Source organism: Ruegeria sp. BG11 (assembly GCF_056538565.1).
Map to the genome: position 1 here is coordinate 1 of NZ_JBQFTH010000017.1, position 18,170 is coordinate 18,170.

Sequence of the window (18,170 nt, forward strand, 5' to 3'; positions counted from 1 at the left end):
CAAGCTCTTCTGACTTCGGTCTCTTGTTTGCCATTCGTGGTCCTCCGTTTCCTAAACATAACGGTCGACCAGTTCAGTTTGAGAAGCTCAAGTGTCGACGATAGCTCTCAAATCAAAGCCGTTTAATAAGCGTACTCTAAGCCTGCATAGCTTTGGCGATCGGACTCCGCTAAAGTTGAATCCCAAATGTTATTTCCGATTCGGAGTTAAGTGCCACTTTGACGGACAACAACGCTCAAACAAAATCGTTTTTGGTTGCCTGTGTTGGTTTGTCCCCTCATAGCGCCTCTCTGCTGTCGGCACGCCTTAGAACGTAAATCTTCTTCCCGCCCTAGTTATAGTTGATCTCGAAAGCAGACACCCTAGACAATTTTTTTGTTGCGGTCGCGAACCGCGCATAGCAGCCGTTCGTGTTTGAGGCGCCGACGGCGGGTTTGTCCGCAAAGTAGACGCTCAACGAATTTGGGCGAACGACTGCATCAAGCCCAATGTGCTCTCGCATTGCGTCGCCACGAGCTGCCTTTTGCACGAATATCGGCCTTTAAGAAATAGCGCTAAGAGAGCAGTACCCACAGAAACCTACAGGGTATTCGCACCGATTACAGCTAAACCCTTGTGATAACAGCGGTTCCTGGGGACGTCGGTCCATTCATTGCGCGAAGTTCAATGCTAGCCTCTTCCAATCGGATTTCTCTGGCGACCATTGGCTGGATATCCACTTCGCCACGTTCGATCATTCCTAGAAGGCGGGGGTATTTCCAGGAAGGCATACCACGAGTACCGAAAAACGAGAGTTGTTTAGAATAGATTGTACATATGTTCACCTGCATCATGCCGTCGACCGGCGGCATACCAATTTGCACGTGTCGGTCAAGGGTGGCGAGACACTCTAAAGATGCGTTCTTCGTTGTTTCGATCCCAAGCGCTGCTATGGATACGTTTGCTCCTCCATCCGTGATGTCTCTGATGGCGGCAGCGGTATTTTCTTTGGATGCATTTACTGTAGCGTCCGCGCCGTGAACCTTGGCATGCTCAAGTTTCTTATCTACGACATCCACCACAACAACTTGGCATCCGAGTATTTTTGCCAATAGGAGAACAGACAAGCCAATCCCTCCTGTTGCGTGGACAGCCACCCATTAACCAGCGGCTACATCTGCGCGGTCGGTCAAAGCATGCCATGCAGTCGTTACACGACAACCAAGACCGGCGGCCAAGGCAGGGGACAGCGTTTCTGGCAAGTGAACCAAGTTGTGGTCAAAAGGCACTGCAACGTATTCAGCGTAGGCACCAGGCGTTCCAAATCCAGGAACGATTTGGTTAGCACAACTATTTGATACGCCTGTTTGACAAGCGTTGCAGCTGCCGCACCCTAAGATGAATGGCGCTATAAGGCGGTCACCAACGCTGTGCTGCGCTTGAGGCCCTGCCTCTACCACAGTTCCACAGTATTCGTGCCCCAAGATGGAGCCATTTAAAACTTTGGGGTGTGCACCAGACCATCCATGGTAACCCGAGCGGCATGCGCCACAGGCAGCGATCTCCAAGACCACTCCATTGTCTGGGCAGGTTTGATCCGGGACCGTCTCAGTCGAAAAGTCTTCACAAAACTCTCTTTTGACCGCGGTTTGTACGTAGCGCTCCTAAAGACTTGGTTTCTTTGATCAAGCAATTCGGTTCGGTCTATACTAAACAGGTCTATCGCCTTTCACGGTCACACGTCGCCCTTTACGCTCTGCGGGCCAATAGTCCCAGATAGCGCGATGCATACAACACCGGTTGTCCCAAAAGGCCATGTCGTTAAGCGACCACCTGAACCGGATTTGATAGTTGATTTGCTCTGCATGCTCGAAAAGCATGTTGAGGATCGCGTCGCTTTCCCTATCCGACATGTCCAAAATCTTTGTTGTAAATGTCCGGTTCACAAACAGCGATTTCCGGCCCGTTTCCGGATGAGTCCTAACGATCGGGTGCACTGCTTCGGGGCAATCAATTTCGCTGTCTTTTTGTCCCCGGTCGTTGTAGCGGCCTTTGTAGATATGCTCTGAACTGTGAAGCGCAGATAATCCGTTGATCATATTTTTTATCGGCTCAGAAAGATCGTCATAGGCCGAATACATATCACTGAACATGGTGTCCCCGCCGCAGGGAGGGGCGATATGGATTTGTAGCATAGTTCCAAGGGGCGGCGTCTCGTCGCAAGAGACGTCAGAGTGCCAGAACTCACCGTTGGCTACTTTGGAATTCTTCGTTGCATGGATTTCGAATATCTCTGGATATCCTTCCATTGTCGGGGCTGCAGGGTGCGCATGAAGCGGTCCAAAACGTTTCCCAAATTCGATGTGCTGCGTAGGCTGTATTTCCTTCTGCTCTTTGAAGAACAGCACCTGGTAGGTGTGAAAGGCGTCGCAGATCTCCGCAAACTGATCGTCAGGCACAGGCTGGCTCAAATCGACTCCATAGATCTCGGCGCCAAGGTTTGGAGCGAAGGGTTTGGCAACGATGGAAGTATAGGCGTTGGATTTAGGAGCAACCATAAGCACCTCTGGGTTTGATTTCTTTGGGCATGCTATACGCAAGTTACACATCAACAAAAATGAACAAAAACGAAATTACTTTGACTATTTAGTGAAAAAATTTCACATGTCGATCACGGATTAGGCGGTAGAGAGGTTATCGGAATGAGCATTCGGTCACTGCGAACTCTAATGGCAGTTCATCGACATGGTAGCTTCCGTGCCGCGTCAGAGGCGGAGCATCTAACTCCGTCTGCGGTCAGTCACCAGATGCGGAATCTGGAGGTCACGTTGGGGCTCGAATTGTTTGACCGATCAGCCAAATCGCCCAAACTTACTCATACCGGGCTAACGTTCGTCGGAGAGGCTGCTGCGGTGGTGGCCGCATATGATGGTTTGGCGGAAAGGGTGAAGTCGAACAACGAACTCTTCGGTGAAATAACTTTGGGTGCCGTGCCAACGACCCTGACTGGACTAGTGCCGATTGCGCTCGCGAGGCTAAAGTCTGTGCATCCGGATATCCATGTACGGATTGTTCCAGGTTTGACCAATCAGCTTTTGCTACAGTTAGACCGCGGGCAGATTCAAGCGGCGATCATTTCCCGACCAGATATTCTGCCTAACACGTTGGAATTCTCTGAAATTGTATCCGAAAAATTGGTCCTGCTTGTCTCCGAAAACACCCCAGATTCACCTCCGAAAGAACTGCTTGGCGCGTCACCGTTTATTCGTTTTACGCGGGATGCGGTTGTGGGAAGGCAAATCGAGACTTGGCTGCAAAAAAAGGGCATTGAAGTCAAGGACGCCATGGAACTAGAGAGCCTTGAAGCAATCTCAAGTATGGTAGCCGCCGAACTTGGCGTATCAATCATACCAGACAGCCGCTTAGCTGCATATGACCACTTGCGGCTCAAAAGGATCCCCCTTGAACAGAATGGACCTAAGCGCATTGTTGGCTTGGCGAGTATGACCGCGTCGCCTCGCAGTAAAATGGTCGACGCAGTTACGGCGGCGCTATTGGAAGCAGCAGATAGACAACGGGATTATTTGTGAGTTGGCACTCCATTTGGTATCCACAAGATGTTTTCGACCACTTGAACTAAGAAAACTGGAGGTCAAAATTGGGCTTGGGTCAGCCAATAGTATGCAATATGGAAAAAAACAGCTTCGAGCCCATAACGAACACTCATCCGAAGTCGTTTTGCCGTTTTGCAAAGTATCTCTGCCATTAGCCAAGGCAAAATTCAGAGATGGGGGGGCAAAATACGGCCGGAAAACAGTATTGACGCTCTTAGATTGCAGTCTAATTCGCTGGTTGCCCTTGCAAAAAGCAGACCGCCTTTGTGATCTGACACTTTACCTTTACGGTCACTTGCGGTCCAATAGTAAGGTACCCACGTTGCTGGTTCGTCGGTAGTGAGTGACGTCGAGCCAGCTTAGTCTGTACGGCTTTTAACGCTGTCTGAGTGGGGCCTCGCGTGCGCTAAACTATCTCCAACTCGGCCTCGCTAGGTTTCAGGCGTCGCTTGAGAGGTTCCCCATGGAACATAAGACCGGCCATCCAACCAATGCTGCCGGACGTTAGTTTCGCGCCCGAATTGACCTTGAGCTTCGACGTTTTCTGCTGATGAAACGTCCAACAGTACCTATCTAAAGAATACCAGATTGTTATGCTCAGGGAGGTTTGGGGTAAAATCGAATGGCGAAGCGCGAGTATTGTCCGAGTAAAACAACAAGCTGGGTCCACCGGGGTGATCAAGCATGGGCAAGCATTACCACTGTGGCAACTGCCCTCGGAATCGTGTCGCGCCGGTTTTCGCTTGGTTCAGTGTGCCGATGGAAAACTTTGAATGGACCGGTGATAATGCCCGCGCTCATGAAAGCTCCAAAGGCGTTTTCAGGCACTTTTGTGGAACTTGCGGGTCACCAATTGGGTTTGAAGCCGATCACTATTTAGGTGGTATGCACCTCTAAGCTGCGTCGCTCGAAAACCCGGAAAATTTCGAACCGACTTTTCACGTTAACAAGCAAAGCAAGTTGTCTTGGCTGCAATGACTGATGATCTAGACGCCCTTCCTTTGCTCCCTAAAATTGAGCCACTACTTTGGCTATGAAGGGGAAACAAGAAATGGCTCACATCGATGATCCATCCATGAAGTAGATCTTCGATGTTTCGAAGCAACAGCCGGAACCGAATGTACAACATCACCGCCTGGCGAATAATCTCGGGACTGGTTTTGAAGTATTTGAATGAGGCGGGTTTGATCATGAGCGAACGCTACGCAATAACCCTGCTCCAACCCTGCTCCGCTCAAGCAAAGTTAATCTGACAAGACCCGGCAGACAGTTTGGTTTGATCTGACTTACCTTTTTGGAAAATCAGAGCTGATTTGTAGGTTCGACAGTGAAGCTGCCTGTTCCTGCTAATCTGCCACGTGGCGAACGCTAGAGGGGCGAGGGGCGGCGTCCAGTGGCGTTTTATTCAGCTCACTAAATTGAGTGGCGAGGTTTGGGATTACCTTCTACAGCAGCAAGCTGGCCCACAATCGATGTAAAAAAACAGCGCGTAAATCGATGCATGTGTGCTGGTTTAGAATCTGGACGAGACACAAAGCAAAGACGGTGTGAAAGACCAATTGCGCTGTTCGCGGCCCCATGCCTGTCGCATACCAGCCTTGGCGCCCAGACGCGGTGCGATTTTTAGCGGAGCAAATAGCGGCGAAACGCAAATAGATCTAAGCTGTCAACGCGGGCAACCATTAAGCCAAGACTCATATATATCGGTTCTCCAACTTTCAATCGCACAGATTCTCAATGGACTTAGGTTTTTGTGTCCAGGTTCGGATGCTCTTGCACAAATGTTTCAAAATATTCGGCAAACGTGCTTACGATGGGCGGGAGTTGTTCGTAAGGTGGGTAATAGAGTGTGAGCCATAGGGACTTAACAGTCCAGTCTGGCAGGATCCCATTAACTTCCCCAGTTTTCATACCATTGACCGTGATGAAATCCGGCAGGACGCAAATGCCGTCTCCTGCAACGGCCAGCGAATATAGGAAATCACCATTGTTAGAGATTACTTTCCCCCGTGCCTGCACAATCCTGCTCACTCCAGCATGCAAAAGGTCCCAGGTTTCGGCTCTGCCTTGAGCGCTGTAAGACATCAGCACCTCCGGGTTCAGCTCACTCGGATGATTGGGCTCTGGAATGCGTTCAAACAGAGACGGGGCAGCAATCATATGCCGCGGAACTTCGCACAGTTTGCGCCAAATTGTCGATTTGTCGGTGGGCGGGCCCGATACACGTACAGCGAGGTCGCAGTTTTCCTCAATCACATCAAGTAGGGTGTCGGAGAAGTTGATCTCGACTGAAATATTCGGATAGGCGAGACGAAACCCCGAGATCACTTGCGGCAGCAACGTGACGCCCAGCGATACCGGCGCGGTCAGACGTAGATGGCCCTTGTCAGGTTGGTTGGCCCGTTGAAGACTGCGTGTGACCTTTTCAAACCCCTCCAATAGCGGTCTGTACTGCGCAAGGACAGTCGCTCCGGCGCTGGTTAGTGAAACTTGCCGTGTCGTACGCACCAGAAGCTGTGTGCCGAGGTCTCTCTCAAGCTGCGCTATGATGCGTGTTGCTGATGCCGGCGCGATGCCCAGTTCGCGCGCTGCTAGGGAAAAGCTTTTCAGGTCTGATACGGCGCGCAGAACGCGGATGGGCTTCAGCTCGATCATCTCAGTTCAATAATTCCGTTTTCGACAATAATAAAGCCTCATAGTTGTCTATTAACTTTAATAATCGATGCGCCATCTTTGATACAAGTTGAACACTCGCCAAGGAGCGGAACATGATCAAAGACATCAAAGGGCTGCACCACGTCACTTCGATGGCTGCGGACGCCAGCACCAACAACGCTTTCTTCACCAACACCCTTGGCATGCGCCGAGTGAAAAAGACGGTCAATTTCGATGCGCCTGAGGTGTATCACCTCTATTACGGGGACGAGGTTGGAACGCCGGGCTCGGTCATGACCTATTTTCCTTTTGGTCAGATGCCAAAGGGACGCAGAGGTGCCGGCGAGGTAGGTGTGACCGAGTTTGCCATCCCTACAGGCGGTGTCGAATTCTGGAAACAACGTCTTGCATCTGAGGGCGTGACTGGGCTGGCCGATGGCACGGTCTTCGGAGAAAGGCGTCTGTCTTTTGACGGCCCAGATGGCGATAGCTTTGCATTGGTCGAGTCTGATGCGCGAGGCCGAACAGCTTGGACCCAGGGCGGTGTTCCCGATGAGGCCGGGATTCTTGGGTTCCGAGGCGCTCGGTTCGCTCTGAAGGATGTCGATGCGACGGGTGAACTGCTGACCTTCATGGGATACCAGAAAGCCGAAACGGAAGGTGACGTTACTCGCTATGTGATCGAAGGGGGCAATGCTGCGGACACGATTGATCTGCAGCAGCTATCGTCAAGTACCCCGACCGCTGGTCAGGGCGCTGGGTCCGTTCATCATATCGCTTTCGCCGTCGAGGACCGTGCCGCGCAACTGCGTGTTCGGCAGGCTTTGCTGGATACAGGCTATCAGGTCACGCCGGTTATCGACCGTGACTATTTCTGGGCGATCTATTTCCGCACGCCGGGTGGTGTGCTGTTTGAGATCGCTACGAACGAGCCCGGTTTTGACCGCGATGAAGACACGGCCCATCTGGGTGAGGCGCTTAAGTTGCCTACCCGCTACGAGCCACATCGCAGCAAGATCGAAAGTCTCCTGCCCCCACTAGCATCATGATTTCAGAGGTTGAAATGTCCAAAGATCTCTATCAGGCGCTTGTGCAAGCGCCGCAACCCGCCCGTCCGCTGGTCTTTGCCTTTCATGGCACCGGAGGGGATGAGCATCAGCTTGTTGAACTGGCGGGCAATCTTGTCGCTGGGGCCGGGATCGTATCACCGCGCGGCGATGTCTCTGAAATGGGGGCTGCGCGGTTCTTTCGCCGCACTGCCGAGGGCGTATATGACATGGAGGACCTTGCCCGTGCGAGGGACAAGATGATTGCGTTCATCGAAGCCCATCGCGCATCGCACCCCGGTCATCCGGTTTATGGCTTCGGCTATTCGAACGGGGCAAACATCTTGGCGGCGGTCTTTCTAAAACGCCCTGACTTGTTCGAGCGGGTCGGCCTTTTGCATCCGATGGTTATGTGGGAACCGAACGCGCATCCTAAGCTGTTGGGGCGGAAAGTTCTGGTGACCGCCGGACGGCGCGACCCAATCACGCCATGGCCAATGACGGAACGCCTTATCAATTGGCTGTCTGAACATGGCGTCGAGGTCACTTCGGACGTCCATGAAGGCGGACACGAGCTGCGAAACTCTGAACTGACGGCGCTAGCCTCCCACTTCAACGGGGATGTCGGCCCCGGGTGAAGGTTCACGCATTGCATTCAACGTAGACAAGACGGCGGCTTCTTTGCGCGCCCAGGACATGAACTCATGAATATGCTCTTCACGTTCCCGGCCCGGGTGGCAACATATGAAATAGCTGAACCCGGTTTCCACCACTGGACCGAACGGGCAAACAAGCCGTCCGTCCGAAAGTGCAGAATAGACCAGCAGCGACCCGCAGAGCGCGACACCCGCGCCTGCGATCGCAGCGTCCACAATCTGGCCACCCGGAGGCCTTTCAAACCGCATGGCTTTCGAAGGATCAACTCCATTCGGAAGCCCGGCGTGTTGGCTCCAAAGAACCCAACTGGGAACCGACCCGTCCAGCATCGGCGTTGTATCGTACAGAACATGCGTGGCCTTGATGTCGGCAGGGGACTTTATGTCGAACATGTCCAGCACACTTGGGCTGGCGACCACCAGCATCAACTCGCGGTGAAGCAACTCCGTATAGCGGTCCTCAGGCGGTTCGCTAGTGTATCGAATTTCGATATCGGCGGTCGCGTGGGTTTTGTGGTCCGAAGGGTTTTCGGACTCAATGTGGACCTGAACGTCGGGGTGGTCCTTGGTGAACTTGTGCAGCCTTGGCAAAAGCCACTTGCTGATCAACGCATTGCTGGAACTGATGCGCAGTTTGGGCGTCTTCTTGGGTCGGACCTCATCGACAACCTGACGGATCTGCAAGAACGCTTCGCTGATCGTTGGCTGCAAGCGCTGCCCTTCCGGTGTCAGATGGATCGCGCGGGTCTTTCGCACAAACAAAGCCACCCCAAGGTCCGCCTCCAGCGCCTTGATCTGCTGGCTAACCGCACCCGGCGTCACCGAAAGCTCATAGGCCGCTTCCTTTATCGAGCCGCGCCGCGCTGCGGCCTCAAAGGCGCGCAAACTTAGCAAGGAAGGCAATCGGGACAGCGGCATGGCAATACAGAAAAACAGTTTAGCCTAACTAATGCATACCCGCAGAACTTCTGCTTTGTCGAGTTCAAACTACGCCCCACATCGAAGAATAACAGAACTTGGAACTGAGAGAAATGATCAAGATTCACGAAAAAGCATCGCGGGGACGCACGCAAAACGGATGGCTGGACAGCTATCACACGTTTTCGTTCGGCCAGTTCCAAGACCCGACGCGGATGGGGTTCGCCAATCTGCGCGTGATCAACGAAGACAGCCTGATCCCGGGTGGTGGTTTTGCTGCACATGATCATGCGGATATGGATATCGTTACACTGGTTCTGGATGGACAGCTGCGGCACGAAGATGATCAGGGCAATATCGCCAGTATCAGCGCAAGCGAAGTGCAAGGAATGTCGGCAGGCACTGGCGTGCGCCATTCCGAATACAACGGGTCCACGTCGGAGCCCGCAAAATTCCTGCAAATCTGGCTGATCCCGGATCAGGTAGGTGGTAAGCCTTCGTACACACAAGCCTCAGTTCCGAACGAAGGGGATGTCCTGCTCGCTGGACCCGCCAAATCGCACCCTTTGATCCTGTTGAGATCAAGGACGCGACTAACGCTTCGTCGGTTTACCGAAGGTCAAGAACTTGTGCTTTCTGCAAATGGCGAAAGTGACCGCTTCGTTCATCTGCTGGATGGCCTTGCCTATGCCGAGCACGAACGTCTGAGCGCGGGTGACGGTCTACAGGTTCCGCGATCCGAACAGGTCACTATGCAATGGCACACTGACGGTGCTGCGCTGGTTTTCGATATGCCAAGCCCCGCGGCAAGGAAAGAACCTAAAATCCTCAAAGTCAGATCAATCGAACCAGAATTGCAAGGAGACCCGACGTGACTTGGCAACCATATCTCATATCGCTCGCAGCGGGCCTCGGGATTGGGGTCATCTATGGCCTGATCGCAGTCCGCAGTCCCGCCCCGCCAATCATCGCGCTTTTGGGCCTCTTGGGTATGCTCGCAGGAGAAGCTGCAGTGCAATGGATCCGGGGTCATTCCGACGCTGTGTCACAGGCCCTGCATCTGAAATCCTTCGCCGTCACGCAGGCGGAAGAGACGAGCCAATCAACCGAACCCAAAACCCTTTAACCCCATCCAACATGAAACAAGGAATGAAAAATGTCCAAACTTGAAGTCCTTACACCTGAGAATAGCCAGATCATCTTCATCGATCATCAGCCGCAGATGGCGTTCGGCGTACAATCGATTGATCGTCAGACGCTAAAAAACAACACCGTTGCCTTGGCCAAAGCCGCCAAGATCTTTGACGTGCCCACTATCATCACCACGGTCGAAACGGACAGCTTTTCCGGGCACACCTATCCTGAACTTCTGGATGTAAACCCACAGGCGCCTTTGCTGGAACGCACGTCCATGAACTCCTGGGACGACCAGAAAGTCCGCGATGCACTTGCACGCGGGGCAGCGGAAGGCCGCAAGAAAATCGTTGTCTCGGGTCTTTGGACCGAGGTCTGCAATATCACCTTTGCGCTGAGCTGCATGGCCGACACGGACTACGAAATTTACATGGTTGCTGACGCGTCGGGCGGTACGTCGGTTGATGCCCACAAATACGCGATGGATCGGATGGTTCAAGCTGGAGTTGTCCCGGTGACCTGGCAGCAGGTACTTCTGGAATGGCAGCGAGATTGGGCACGGCGCGACACCTATGATGCTGTCATGGACTTGGTGCGTGAACACTCCGGTGCCTACGGCATGGGCGTCGATTACGCATACACGATGGTCCACAAGGCACCCTCGCGCACCCGCCACGCTGGACCAACGCTGGAAGCGGTGCCCGCCGGAAAAGTCGCTGCAGAGTAGTCTGCAGCGCCACGCCCGCTCGGTTCCTTCATCCCTCCCCATGAAACCGAGCAGGAGAATTTCCAAACCTCTCTCAATCTGTGCCCCAGCAGTGGGCACCGACCACTCCCGCTTTGCCAAAGGATGCGCACCATGGCCGCCCCAGACACGATACTCTTCAACGGCAAGATCACGACGATGGATCCCGACAGGCCCGAAGCAAGCGCTGTGGCCGTTTCAGGGGATCAGATCACCGCCGTTGGAACAGACAAGGACATGCTTGGGCTTGCGGGTCCGGAAACTGAGACCATTGATCTGGGCGGTCAGCGTGTAATTCCCGGTCTAATCGACAGCCATACGCATATCATCCGACAAGGCAACAACTTCGCGATGGAGCTGCGCTGGGACCACGTTCCGTCGCTTGCCGACGGTCTCCGCATGCTGAAGGCTCAGGCAGAGCGCACTCCTGCCGGGCAATGGATCCGCGTGGTTGGTGGTTGGTCCGTCGATCAATTCGCCGAAAAGCGGTTGCCGACCATTGATGAGATCAATGCAGTTGCGCCTGATGTGCCTGTCTACGTGTTGCATCTCTATGATCGGGCCTGGTTGAACAAAGCCGCCCTGCGTGCAATCGGCATCGACAAACATTTCTACGAGCCGTTTGTCTCAGGGCGTCTGGAGCGGGATGATCAGGGCAACCCGACTGGTCTCGCGATGGCGCGCCCCAACGCGCAACCGCTTTACGCGTTGTTGGATATGGCCCCCAAGCTGGATTTCGAACAGCAGGTCACCTCGACCAAGCACTACTTCAAGGCGCTGAATGGTCTTGGATTGACCTCGGCTTTGGATTGCGCGGGTGGGTTCCTGAACTATCCAGATGACTACGGCGTCATCACCGAGTTGAACAAACGCGGCGAGCAAACCGTACGCATCGGCTATCAGCTATTTGCTCAGCGTCCGATGTTTGAGTTGGACGATTTCAAACGCTGGAATGACATCGTCAAGCCAGACGAAGGAAACGACTACCTGAAATGCGTGGGCGCGGGCGAAATGCTGGTCGCATCGGCCTATGATTTCGAAGATTTCAGCTACCCGCGCCCCGATCTACCCAAGCGGATGGAAGGGGACCTCAGGCCGGTACTCGAGTTCCTGTTCGAGAACCGCTGGCCGATCCGGTTCCACTGCACTTACGAGGAAAGCGCCCACCGGTTGCTGAGCCTTATTGAAGAGGTCGGCCGTGACAAAGGGCTGGAGGAGCTGAATTGGATTTTCGATCACGGTGAGACGATCTCAGAATCTACAATGGAGTGGGTTGCCCGTCTGGGCGGCGGTATCAGCTATCAAAACCGCATCGCCTTTCAAACCACAGCCTATCGCGACCGTTACGGCGAAGATGCCCTGCGCGAGGTCATGCCGGTCAAGAAGATGATGGCCTCGGGTGTGCCTCTGGCTGCTGGCACGGATGCGACGCGGGTGTCGTCCTATAATCCGTGGTTGGCCATTCACTGGGCCGTTTCTGGCAAAGGTCGTGGCGGAGACGTCATCTGGAGTGCAGCGAACCGCTTGGATCGGCACGACGCGCTGCGTCATTGGACCGCCGCCGGAGCTTGGTTCAGCCGGGAAGCGGGAAAGAAAGGTCAGATCAAAGCGGGGCAATGGGCGGATATCGCCGTGCTCGACCGGGACTATTTCTCGATCGCCGAGGACGAAATCACCGAGATCGAGGCCGACCTGACACTTACAGGCGGCAAGATCGTACATGCCAAGGCCCGTTTTGCGGCGCATGCACCTGCCCCTCTGCCAGAGCTTCCAGATTGGTCACCCGTTCCAATTTTCGGTGCACCCGGCGCTTCGACGCAAAGCCAAGGCAGCCTTGCCGCTGAATAGCGGCAGGACCTCAGGAGATTTCCCATGTTGGACGATCAAAAGCTAAAAATCACTTACAGCGAAAGCGATACAAAAGCACGGTACGGCGCCTCAGTTTCCGGGATCGTGAGCGAGGCGGAACTGACGCTGTCAAAAGTCACACCCAGCCTCGTTATCGCCGACCACACGTTTGTCCCGGAAGAGTTGCGTGGTCGCGGCTTGGCACGGACCTTGGCCGCGCAGCTTGTGGCGGACGCGCGCGACAAGGGTCTCCGAATAGTGCCTCTTTGCCCGTTTGTGCGGTCCTACGCCGAAAAAAACCGCGAGGAGTTGGCAGATGTCATCCAGTGGTAGTATCGCGAAACCTGCACCTGCGGCATCAAACTCGGCTTGGGCCCCGTTCAAACATCGGGCGTTCGCGCTTCTTTGGGTTGCGACCCTGGTCTCTAACGTCGGCACGTGGATGCATGACGTTGGCGCAGGGTGGCTGATGACGACGCTCAATTCATCTCCGGCGGTTGTCTCACTCGTGCAGGCGGCAACGACCCTGCCAGTGTTCATCTTCGCCTTGTACGCCGGTACGCTGGCGGATCGGTTGGATAAACGCAAGCTGTTGATCGCGGTGAACGTGGTGCTTCTGGTACTGGTGTCGGTGCTAACCGTGCTGGTTCAGCTCGAACTGGTAACACCGACGCTGCTGATCCTGTTCACGTTGGCCATCGGAACAGGCACCGCCTTCATGGCTCCGGCCTGGCAAGCGATCGTGCCAACTCTGGTGCCGCGTGATGCGTTGCAACCAGCCATTGCGTTGAATTCAATGGGCATCAACATCAGCCGCGCGATCGGCCCTGCCTTGGCGGGCGTTTTGATTGCATCGGTCAGCTTGGCGGCGCCTTTTGCAGTCAATGCGGTCAGTTATCTCGTGATCATTGGCGCTCTGTTGTTTTGGAAGCACGACGTCGGCGTTTCGAAGACATCTCAGCCTATGTTCAACGCGATGATGACCGGCATGCGTCACGTCGCACATAACAGCCCGCTCAAGGCCACGTTGATCCGATCCTTTGCCTTCTTCATCTTTGCATCTGCCTATTGGGCTCTGCTGCCGCTGGTCGTCCGGACGATCGAAGGGGGCGGGGCGACGCTGTATGGTTTGTTGCTGACGTTGATCGGTGCCGGGGCTGTTGCGGGTGCTTTGACACTTCCGCAGTTCCGCGCGAGGCTTGATGCAAGCACTACAGCTGCAGGCGGCACTATCGGCACTGCCGTTGCCATGGCAATTCTCGCAACGGCGACAAAGCCTCCCTTGGCTTATATCGCCGCATTGTTGGGTGGCTTTAGCTGGATTGCCGTTCTCACCACGTTCAATGTGTCGGCGCAGACCGCGCTGCCCAACTGGGTCAGGGCCCGAGGATTGTCTGTGAATCTAATGGTTTTCTTCGGGTCCATGGCGTTTGGATCAGCATTCTGGGGTCAGGTGGCCACGGCAACATCTGTTTCGATCACCTTGCTGATCGCAGCAGGCGGTTTGATCGTTGGCTTGCTTCTTACGCGCAAGTTTCAGCTTGGTCAGGGCGAAGATCTGGACCTGACGCCCTCTATGCATTGGCCGGCGCCGCAAGTTGCCCTTGAAGAGCACGGCTTGGCATCCCGCGGTCCTGTCATGGTCGAAGTTGAGTATCGCATCCGACCCGAGAACGAAGCTGCATTCCTGTCCGCGATTCAAGAATGGTCGGGCGAGCGCTGGCGCGACGGAGCCTATGACTGGCGCGTTTTCCAAAGCGCGGAAGAGCCTGAGCTATGGGTCGAAGCGTTTATGGTTTCTTCCTGGGAGGAACATCTGGCCCAGCATGAGCGTGTGTCACATCAGGATCGGGACCTTCAACAGACTGTCGCAGCCTTTGATACCCGTGAAAGCGGGCCCGTCGTTCGCCATCTGATCGCACCATGATGAGAGTGTTTGAGATGCTATCGATTTTGGTCACCCAAAGGCCCATTCTTTCGGCCACAGTCTTTGCGGCTCTGTTCTGGGCCCATGCGCCAGAGCAGGCATCTGCGAGTGGAGCGGAGTTTGAAGGCCGTATCGAAGCAGTCGACCGATCGGACGTTTATAGCCGGGCGGAGGGCATCGTCGAAGAAGTGCTGGTTGAGCAAGGTGAGTATGTCCAAGCGGGCACGCCATTGCTGCAGCTACGAAACGATCTGGAGAAACTGGCGGTTCATGCTGCGCGTGCAAAGCTGGCCAAAGCCGAAGCTCTCTTGCTTCAAGCCCGAGATAGATTGGAACGCGCAGCCCAACTCTCTACGCGGGGAGCGGCAACAGAGGTTGCATTGTTGGACGCCGAAACAAATCTGGCTTTGGCTGAGGCCGAAAGGGCTTTGGCGAAAACCGAGTTGGAGATCGCACAAACCAACTTCGACGACACGCTCATACGTGCACCGATCTCAGGACATGTTGAAGACCCGCGTGTTGGACCGGGTTCGCTGGTCGAGTTCAATTCCGGCGACCCGCCTCTGTTTCAACTCGTAAATCTGAACCGCTTGCGCGTTGTTTTCGAGATTCCCTATGCCCAATGGGTTTCAGGGTTGAACACGACCAACACGCGCTCAGAGGAGCTATCAAATTCCGTCCGGTTCCACGTTGAAACGGAGATCGGTCAGGTTCTGCCAGATACAATTCAGCTCACCGGATCGGCGGTCTGGTTCGATGAAAACAACGGCGAAATTCGTGTGTGGGCGGATCTGGAAAACCCCGATCAAAGGTTGCGACCGGGAATGAAAGTTCGTGTCACGCCCATGGTCCACCCAGTCACCGGCGCCGAGCAAGACCACTCCATGGTCAGGCCATGACGAAATCCACTCCACAAGACCCCCTCAACATCAGGCATCACAAGGACTGTTCCAAATGATCAAATTCGAATTGAACGGCCGACCCGTAGAGGTTGATAACCCCCCTGACGAAATGTTGCTGCTGGTCCTGCGAGATACGCTCAAACTCAAAGGTACGAAATACGGGTGCGGTGCTGCTATGTGTGGGGCCTGCACGGTGCATGTGGATGGTGTGGCGAGCTTCGCGTGTCAGATGTCGGTTAGCGACGTGGAGGATGCGAAAGTCACGACGATCGAAGGATTGTCCGAAGACGGCTCGCATCCTGTTCAGAGGGCCTGGATCGAAGAGCAGGTCGCACAATGCGGCTATTGCCAGTCGGGTCAGATCATGCGCGCGGCGGCACTTCTGGCGGACAATCCATCCCCGACGCGCGAAGAAATCGTCGATGAGATGAGTTCGAACTTGTGTCGATGCGGAACCTACAACCGCATTTTCAAAGCCATCGAACGCGCAGCCAAGGAGGTTTGAGATGACCATCACCATGAACCGCCGTGGGTTTCTAAAAGGCGCTGCCGGACTGACATTTTTCATCGGTGCGGGAGGGATCTCATCTGTCCGGGCTGAGGCAGCTGCCGGCACTCTTGATGTCAATCACTGGTTGACGATCCGAGCGGATGGAAGCATCCGCGTTGTCTTCCCGTCGACCGAAATGGGGCAAAGCAGCTACTCCACGTTACCCCAAATCCTTGCTGAGGAGTTGGATGCAGCATGGGACGACGTTGAGATCGAACAGCTAAACGCTGATGATCGACGCTTTGGAAATCAGCTGTTTGGCGGTGTTCTATATACGGCTGGCAGCACCGGAACGCAGTTCTATTTTGACCCGATGCGCAAGGCGGGCGCGCAGGCGCGCGACGTGTTGCTGCAAATCGCAGCGCGCGAATGGGGTGTGGACAAAGCCAGCCTCAGGACGGAACCAAGTGTTGTTTTGGGCCCCGATGGCCAACAGGCCGGGTATGGTGAACTGGCGGCGCTTGGTTCAAGGGATGTGACGGTACCAGACGCCGAGACCGTGCCGCTGAAAGACCCATCCGCGTTTCGGATCATCGGGCAAGATCTGCCGCGTCGCGACGTTCCGGCCAAGAGCACAGGTCAGGCCAAATACGCGATCGATGTGGAAGTGCCCAATATGGCCTATGCGGCGGTCCTACGCGCACCAGTCGAGGAGGAGGTGCCGCTTTCCATCAACGACGCCGCCGCACGCGAAGTACCGGGCGTCATTGATATCGTGACGGTACCGGACGGTGTCGCCGTCGTCGCGGAAAGTCTATGGTCTGGCTTGGGGGCAAGGGGTTTGCTTGAGGTCGAATGGTCCACCACCTCACCCTTCCGAACCTCAAACAGCGAAGAGACGCTGGCCGAATACGCCGCCGCTGTCAGCGCCCCGGACGCGTCGGGGGCAACCTGGGCTGGAAAAGGCGACGCCGCTGCAGCTATTGGCAACGCTGACCGTCAGTTTTCGCAGCTTTATCTGTCGGACTACGCCTACCACGCTCAGATTGAGCCGATGGCGGCTGTCGCTGATGTCGATGCGGACGGGCAAGGTGCCGAGGTTTGGGCGGGCACGCAAACGCAGTCGTGGACTGCGCGGACTGTGTCCGAGGTGCTGGATATCCCCGTCGAAAGCGTTCGACTGAACATGATGACAATGGGCGGAGGCTTTGGTCGACGCACAGCCCTGATGCAAAACTATGTGCGCGATGCGGTGCTGTGCTCAAAGGCCGTTGGACGCCCTGTCAAAGTGATCTGGCCGCGTGAAGACGACGTGAAGCAGGGGACTTTCCGCCCGGCTGCAGCCCAAAAGCTTGAGGCGGGTCTAACGGCGGACGGAAAACTCGACGGGTGGTATCACAAGGTTGCCACACCAACGGTGATCGGGTTTTTTAACCCGCTGCGTTGGGATGCGGTGAACCCGAACGATGTGATCTCAATGCGGGGTGCGGAGAGCAAGTTCTATGGGATCAAGGATTTCCGCGCCGATCACCTGATCATGGACCGGCACGCCCGCCTTGCCCCCTACCGCGGTATTGGCGCGTCCTACACAGCCTTTGCGGCAGAGTGTTTCATGGACGAACTGGCAGAACAGGCCGGGCGGGACCCATTGGCGTTCCGGCTGGACCTTGTTTCCGAAAACCCGCGCGGGCGGCACCTGCTTGAGAAGGTGGCCGAGATGTCTGATTGGCACAATCGGGGTGATCGCAATCTGGGGCTTTCCTTCGCTGGATATAGCTCGTCCATGGCCGCAGGTGTGGCGGAAGTTGAAGTTGACGCGGACAGCGGAGAGATTCAGATCACCAATTTCTGGGCCGCAATCGATGCGGGCCTGATCGTCACACCAGACAACGCGCTCAATCAGATCGAAGGTGGCATCGTGTTCGGTATCTCGATGGCTCTTTCTGAAAAAATAGACATCGAAAACGGTGAAGTTGTGCAGAGCAACTTCTGGGATTACGAGATCACACGCGCGTCGCAGATGCCGGATATCGAAATCTATGTCGCAGAGGCCGATGCGCCGCCAGTTGGTGTTGGCGAGGTTGGCACACCGATGGTGCCCGCAGCCATTGCCAACGCGTTCTATGCCGCGCAAGGCAAGCGCTTGCGCCACATGCCGTTTACTCCGGATCGCGTCACCGCCGCGCTGGAAACGTAGCGGGCTAAGGATGCTGCCGGTCATTTCCTTTGACCGGCGGCACTTTTGCCAAGACCCAA

The 18,170-nt window shown here is 55.2% G+C and carries 18 protein-coding genes and 1 pseudogene; 13 read left to right on the plus strand and 6 right to left on the minus strand.

Annotation, left to right across the window (positions count from 1 at the left end; translation table 11 throughout):
* Positions 1-605 precede the first annotated feature (605 nt).
* The 3 genes from ACR0JF_RS21055 to ACR0JF_RS21065 form a co-directional block, all read right to left on the minus strand.
* Positions 606-1,106, minus strand: a complete 501-nt coding sequence (locus tag ACR0JF_RS21055; RefSeq protein ID WP_480669819.1) for a zinc-binding dehydrogenase — start codon at positions 1,104-1,106, stop codon at positions 606-608.
* A 33-nt stretch (positions 1,107-1,139) separates the two neighbouring features.
* Positions 1,140-1,553: an alcohol dehydrogenase catalytic domain-containing protein gene (locus ACR0JF_RS21060; protein ID WP_480669821.1), complete on the minus strand. Its 414-nt coding sequence runs from the start codon at positions 1,551-1,553 to the stop codon at positions 1,140-1,142.
* 135 nt (positions 1,554-1,688) lie between these two features.
* The gene (locus ACR0JF_RS21065; RefSeq protein WP_170660619.1) at positions 1,689-2,537 is read right to left on the minus strand and encodes a TauD/TfdA family dioxygenase; all 849 of its coding nucleotides are present in this window, start codon (positions 2,535-2,537) and stop codon (positions 1,689-1,691) included.
* A gap of 144 nt (positions 2,538-2,681) precedes the next feature.
* Here ACR0JF_RS21065 and ACR0JF_RS21070 point away from each other — a divergent pair, with 144 nt between their 5' ends.
* Both ACR0JF_RS21070 and ACR0JF_RS21075 read left to right on the plus strand, forming a co-directional pair.
* A complete protein-coding gene (locus ACR0JF_RS21070) occupies positions 2,682-3,569 on the plus strand; it encodes a LysR family transcriptional regulator (protein ID WP_170660618.1) in 888 nt (295 codons plus the stop codon).
* 708 nt (positions 3,570-4,277) lie between these two features.
* Complete coding sequence (locus ACR0JF_RS21075) at positions 4,278-4,490, plus strand: GFA family protein (RefSeq protein ID WP_480669824.1); 213 nt, start codon at positions 4,278-4,280, stop codon at positions 4,488-4,490.
* Positions 4,491-4,644: 154 nt separating this feature from the next.
* Here the strand turns inward: ACR0JF_RS21075 and ACR0JF_RS21080 are convergent.
* Positions 4,645-4,785: pseudogene (locus tag ACR0JF_RS21080) on the minus strand (IS6 family transposase); the annotation flags it as partial.
* Between the two features lie 551 nt (positions 4,786-5,336).
* Positions 5,337-6,248 carry a LysR family transcriptional regulator gene (locus ACR0JF_RS21085; protein ID WP_170660617.1) on the minus strand — a complete coding sequence of 304 codons (912 nt, stop codon included), beginning with the start codon at positions 6,246-6,248 and terminating at the stop codon, positions 5,337-5,339.
* 113 nt (positions 6,249-6,361) lie between these two features.
* Here ACR0JF_RS21085 and ACR0JF_RS21090 point away from each other — a divergent pair, with 113 nt between their 5' ends.
* Together ACR0JF_RS21090 and ACR0JF_RS21095 are read left to right on the plus strand one after the other, a co-directional pair.
* Positions 6,362-7,297: a VOC family protein gene (locus tag ACR0JF_RS21090; RefSeq protein WP_170660616.1), complete on the plus strand. Its 936-nt coding sequence runs from the start codon at positions 6,362-6,364 to the stop codon at positions 7,295-7,297.
* Between the two features lie 14 nt (positions 7,298-7,311).
* Positions 7,312-7,932 carry an alpha/beta hydrolase gene (locus ACR0JF_RS21095; RefSeq protein ID WP_170660615.1) on the plus strand — a complete coding sequence of 207 codons (621 nt, stop codon included), beginning with the start codon at positions 7,312-7,314 and terminating at the stop codon, positions 7,930-7,932.
* On the opposite strand, the gene ACR0JF_RS21100 is transcribed toward ACR0JF_RS21095, so the two are convergent.
* The gene (locus tag ACR0JF_RS21100; protein ID WP_480669826.1) at positions 7,894-8,868 is read right to left on the minus strand and encodes a LysR family transcriptional regulator; all 975 of its coding nucleotides are present in this window, start codon (positions 8,866-8,868) and stop codon (positions 7,894-7,896) included. The genes ACR0JF_RS21095 and ACR0JF_RS21100 overlap by 39 nt on opposite strands.
* 113 nt (positions 8,869-8,981) lie before the next feature.
* On the opposite strand from ACR0JF_RS21100, the gene ACR0JF_RS21105 reads away from it, so the two are divergent.
* The 9 genes from ACR0JF_RS21105 (at position 8,982) to ACR0JF_RS21145 (ending at position 18,111) form a co-directional block, all read left to right on the plus strand.
* The gene (locus ACR0JF_RS21105; RefSeq protein ID WP_170660613.1) at positions 8,982-9,743 is read left to right on the plus strand and encodes a pirin family protein; all 762 of its coding nucleotides are present in this window, start codon (positions 8,982-8,984) and stop codon (positions 9,741-9,743) included.
* Positions 9,740-9,994 (plus strand): DUF1427 family protein, encoded by a 255-nt coding sequence (locus ACR0JF_RS21110; protein WP_170660612.1) that lies wholly within the window; start codon positions 9,740-9,742, stop codon positions 9,992-9,994. Before ACR0JF_RS21105 ends, ACR0JF_RS21110 begins: the two co-directional genes overlap by 4 nt.
* 30 nt (positions 9,995-10,024) lie before the next feature.
* Positions 10,025-10,729: a hydrolase gene (locus tag ACR0JF_RS21115; protein WP_170660611.1), complete on the plus strand. Its 705-nt coding sequence runs from the start codon at positions 10,025-10,027 to the stop codon at positions 10,727-10,729.
* Between the two features lie 132 nt (positions 10,730-10,861).
* A complete protein-coding gene (locus ACR0JF_RS21120) occupies positions 10,862-12,595 on the plus strand; it encodes an amidohydrolase (RefSeq protein ID WP_170660610.1) in 1,734 nt (577 codons plus the stop codon).
* A gap of 24 nt (positions 12,596-12,619) precedes the next feature.
* Entirely contained in the window at positions 12,620-12,928 is a 309-nt protein-coding gene (locus ACR0JF_RS21125) for a GNAT family N-acetyltransferase (RefSeq protein WP_170660609.1), read from the plus strand.
* Positions 12,912-14,522 carry an MFS transporter gene (locus tag ACR0JF_RS21130; protein ID WP_170660608.1) on the plus strand — a complete coding sequence of 537 codons (1,611 nt, stop codon included), beginning with the start codon at positions 12,912-12,914 and terminating at the stop codon, positions 14,520-14,522. Before ACR0JF_RS21125 ends, ACR0JF_RS21130 begins: the two co-directional genes overlap by 17 nt.
* A gap of 14 nt (positions 14,523-14,536) precedes the next feature.
* Positions 14,537-15,421 carry an efflux RND transporter periplasmic adaptor subunit gene (locus tag ACR0JF_RS21135; RefSeq protein ID WP_170660607.1) on the plus strand — a complete coding sequence of 295 codons (885 nt, stop codon included), beginning with the start codon at positions 14,537-14,539 and terminating at the stop codon, positions 15,419-15,421.
* A gap of 55 nt (positions 15,422-15,476) precedes the next feature.
* On the plus strand, positions 15,477-15,929 hold the full coding sequence (locus tag ACR0JF_RS21140) for a (2Fe-2S)-binding protein (RefSeq protein ID WP_170660606.1): 453 nt from the start codon (positions 15,477-15,479) through the stop codon (positions 15,927-15,929).
* A gap of 1 nt (position 15,930) precedes the next feature.
* A complete protein-coding gene (locus ACR0JF_RS21145; protein ID WP_170660605.1) occupies positions 15,931-18,111 on the plus strand; it encodes a molybdopterin cofactor-binding domain-containing protein in 2,181 nt (726 codons plus the stop codon).
* Positions 18,112-18,170 lie beyond the last annotated feature (59 nt).

Coding starts and splice junctions, on each gene's coding strand:
- ACR0JF_RS21065 (WP_170660619.1), bottom strand. CDS start 2,537: ATGGTTGCTCCTAAATCCAACGCCTATACTTCCATCGTTGCCAAACCC.
- ACR0JF_RS21070 (WP_170660618.1), top strand. CDS start 2,682: ATGAGCATTCGGTCACTGCGAACTCTAATGGCAGTTCATCGACATGGT.
- ACR0JF_RS21075 (WP_480669824.1), top strand. CDS start 4,278: ATGGGCAAGCATTACCACTGTGGCAACTGCCCTCGGAATCGTGTCGCG.
- ACR0JF_RS21085 (WP_170660617.1), bottom strand. CDS start 6,248: ATGATCGAGCTGAAGCCCATCCGCGTTCTGCGCGCCGTATCAGACCTG.
- ACR0JF_RS21090 (WP_170660616.1), top strand. CDS start 6,362: ATGATCAAAGACATCAAAGGGCTGCACCACGTCACTTCGATGGCTGCG.
- ACR0JF_RS21095 (WP_170660615.1), top strand. CDS start 7,312: ATGTCCAAAGATCTCTATCAGGCGCTTGTGCAAGCGCCGCAACCCGCC.
- ACR0JF_RS21100 (WP_480669826.1), bottom strand. CDS start 8,868: ATGCCGCTGTCCCGATTGCCTTCCTTGCTAAGTTTGCGCGCCTTTGAG.
- ACR0JF_RS21105 (WP_170660613.1), top strand. CDS start 8,982: ATGATCAAGATTCACGAAAAAGCATCGCGGGGACGCACGCAAAACGGA.
- ACR0JF_RS21115 (WP_170660611.1), top strand. CDS start 10,025: ATGTCCAAACTTGAAGTCCTTACACCTGAGAATAGCCAGATCATCTTC.
- ACR0JF_RS21120 (WP_170660610.1), top strand. CDS start 10,862: ATGGCCGCCCCAGACACGATACTCTTCAACGGCAAGATCACGACGATG.
- ACR0JF_RS21125 (WP_170660609.1), top strand. CDS start 12,620: ATGTTGGACGATCAAAAGCTAAAAATCACTTACAGCGAAAGCGATACA.
- ACR0JF_RS21130 (WP_170660608.1), top strand. CDS start 12,912: ATGTCATCCAGTGGTAGTATCGCGAAACCTGCACCTGCGGCATCAAAC.
- ACR0JF_RS21135 (WP_170660607.1), top strand. CDS start 14,537: ATGCTATCGATTTTGGTCACCCAAAGGCCCATTCTTTCGGCCACAGTC.
- ACR0JF_RS21140 (WP_170660606.1), top strand. CDS start 15,477: ATGATCAAATTCGAATTGAACGGCCGACCCGTAGAGGTTGATAACCCC.
- ACR0JF_RS21145 (WP_170660605.1), top strand. CDS start 15,931: ATGACCATCACCATGAACCGCCGTGGGTTTCTAAAAGGCGCTGCCGGA.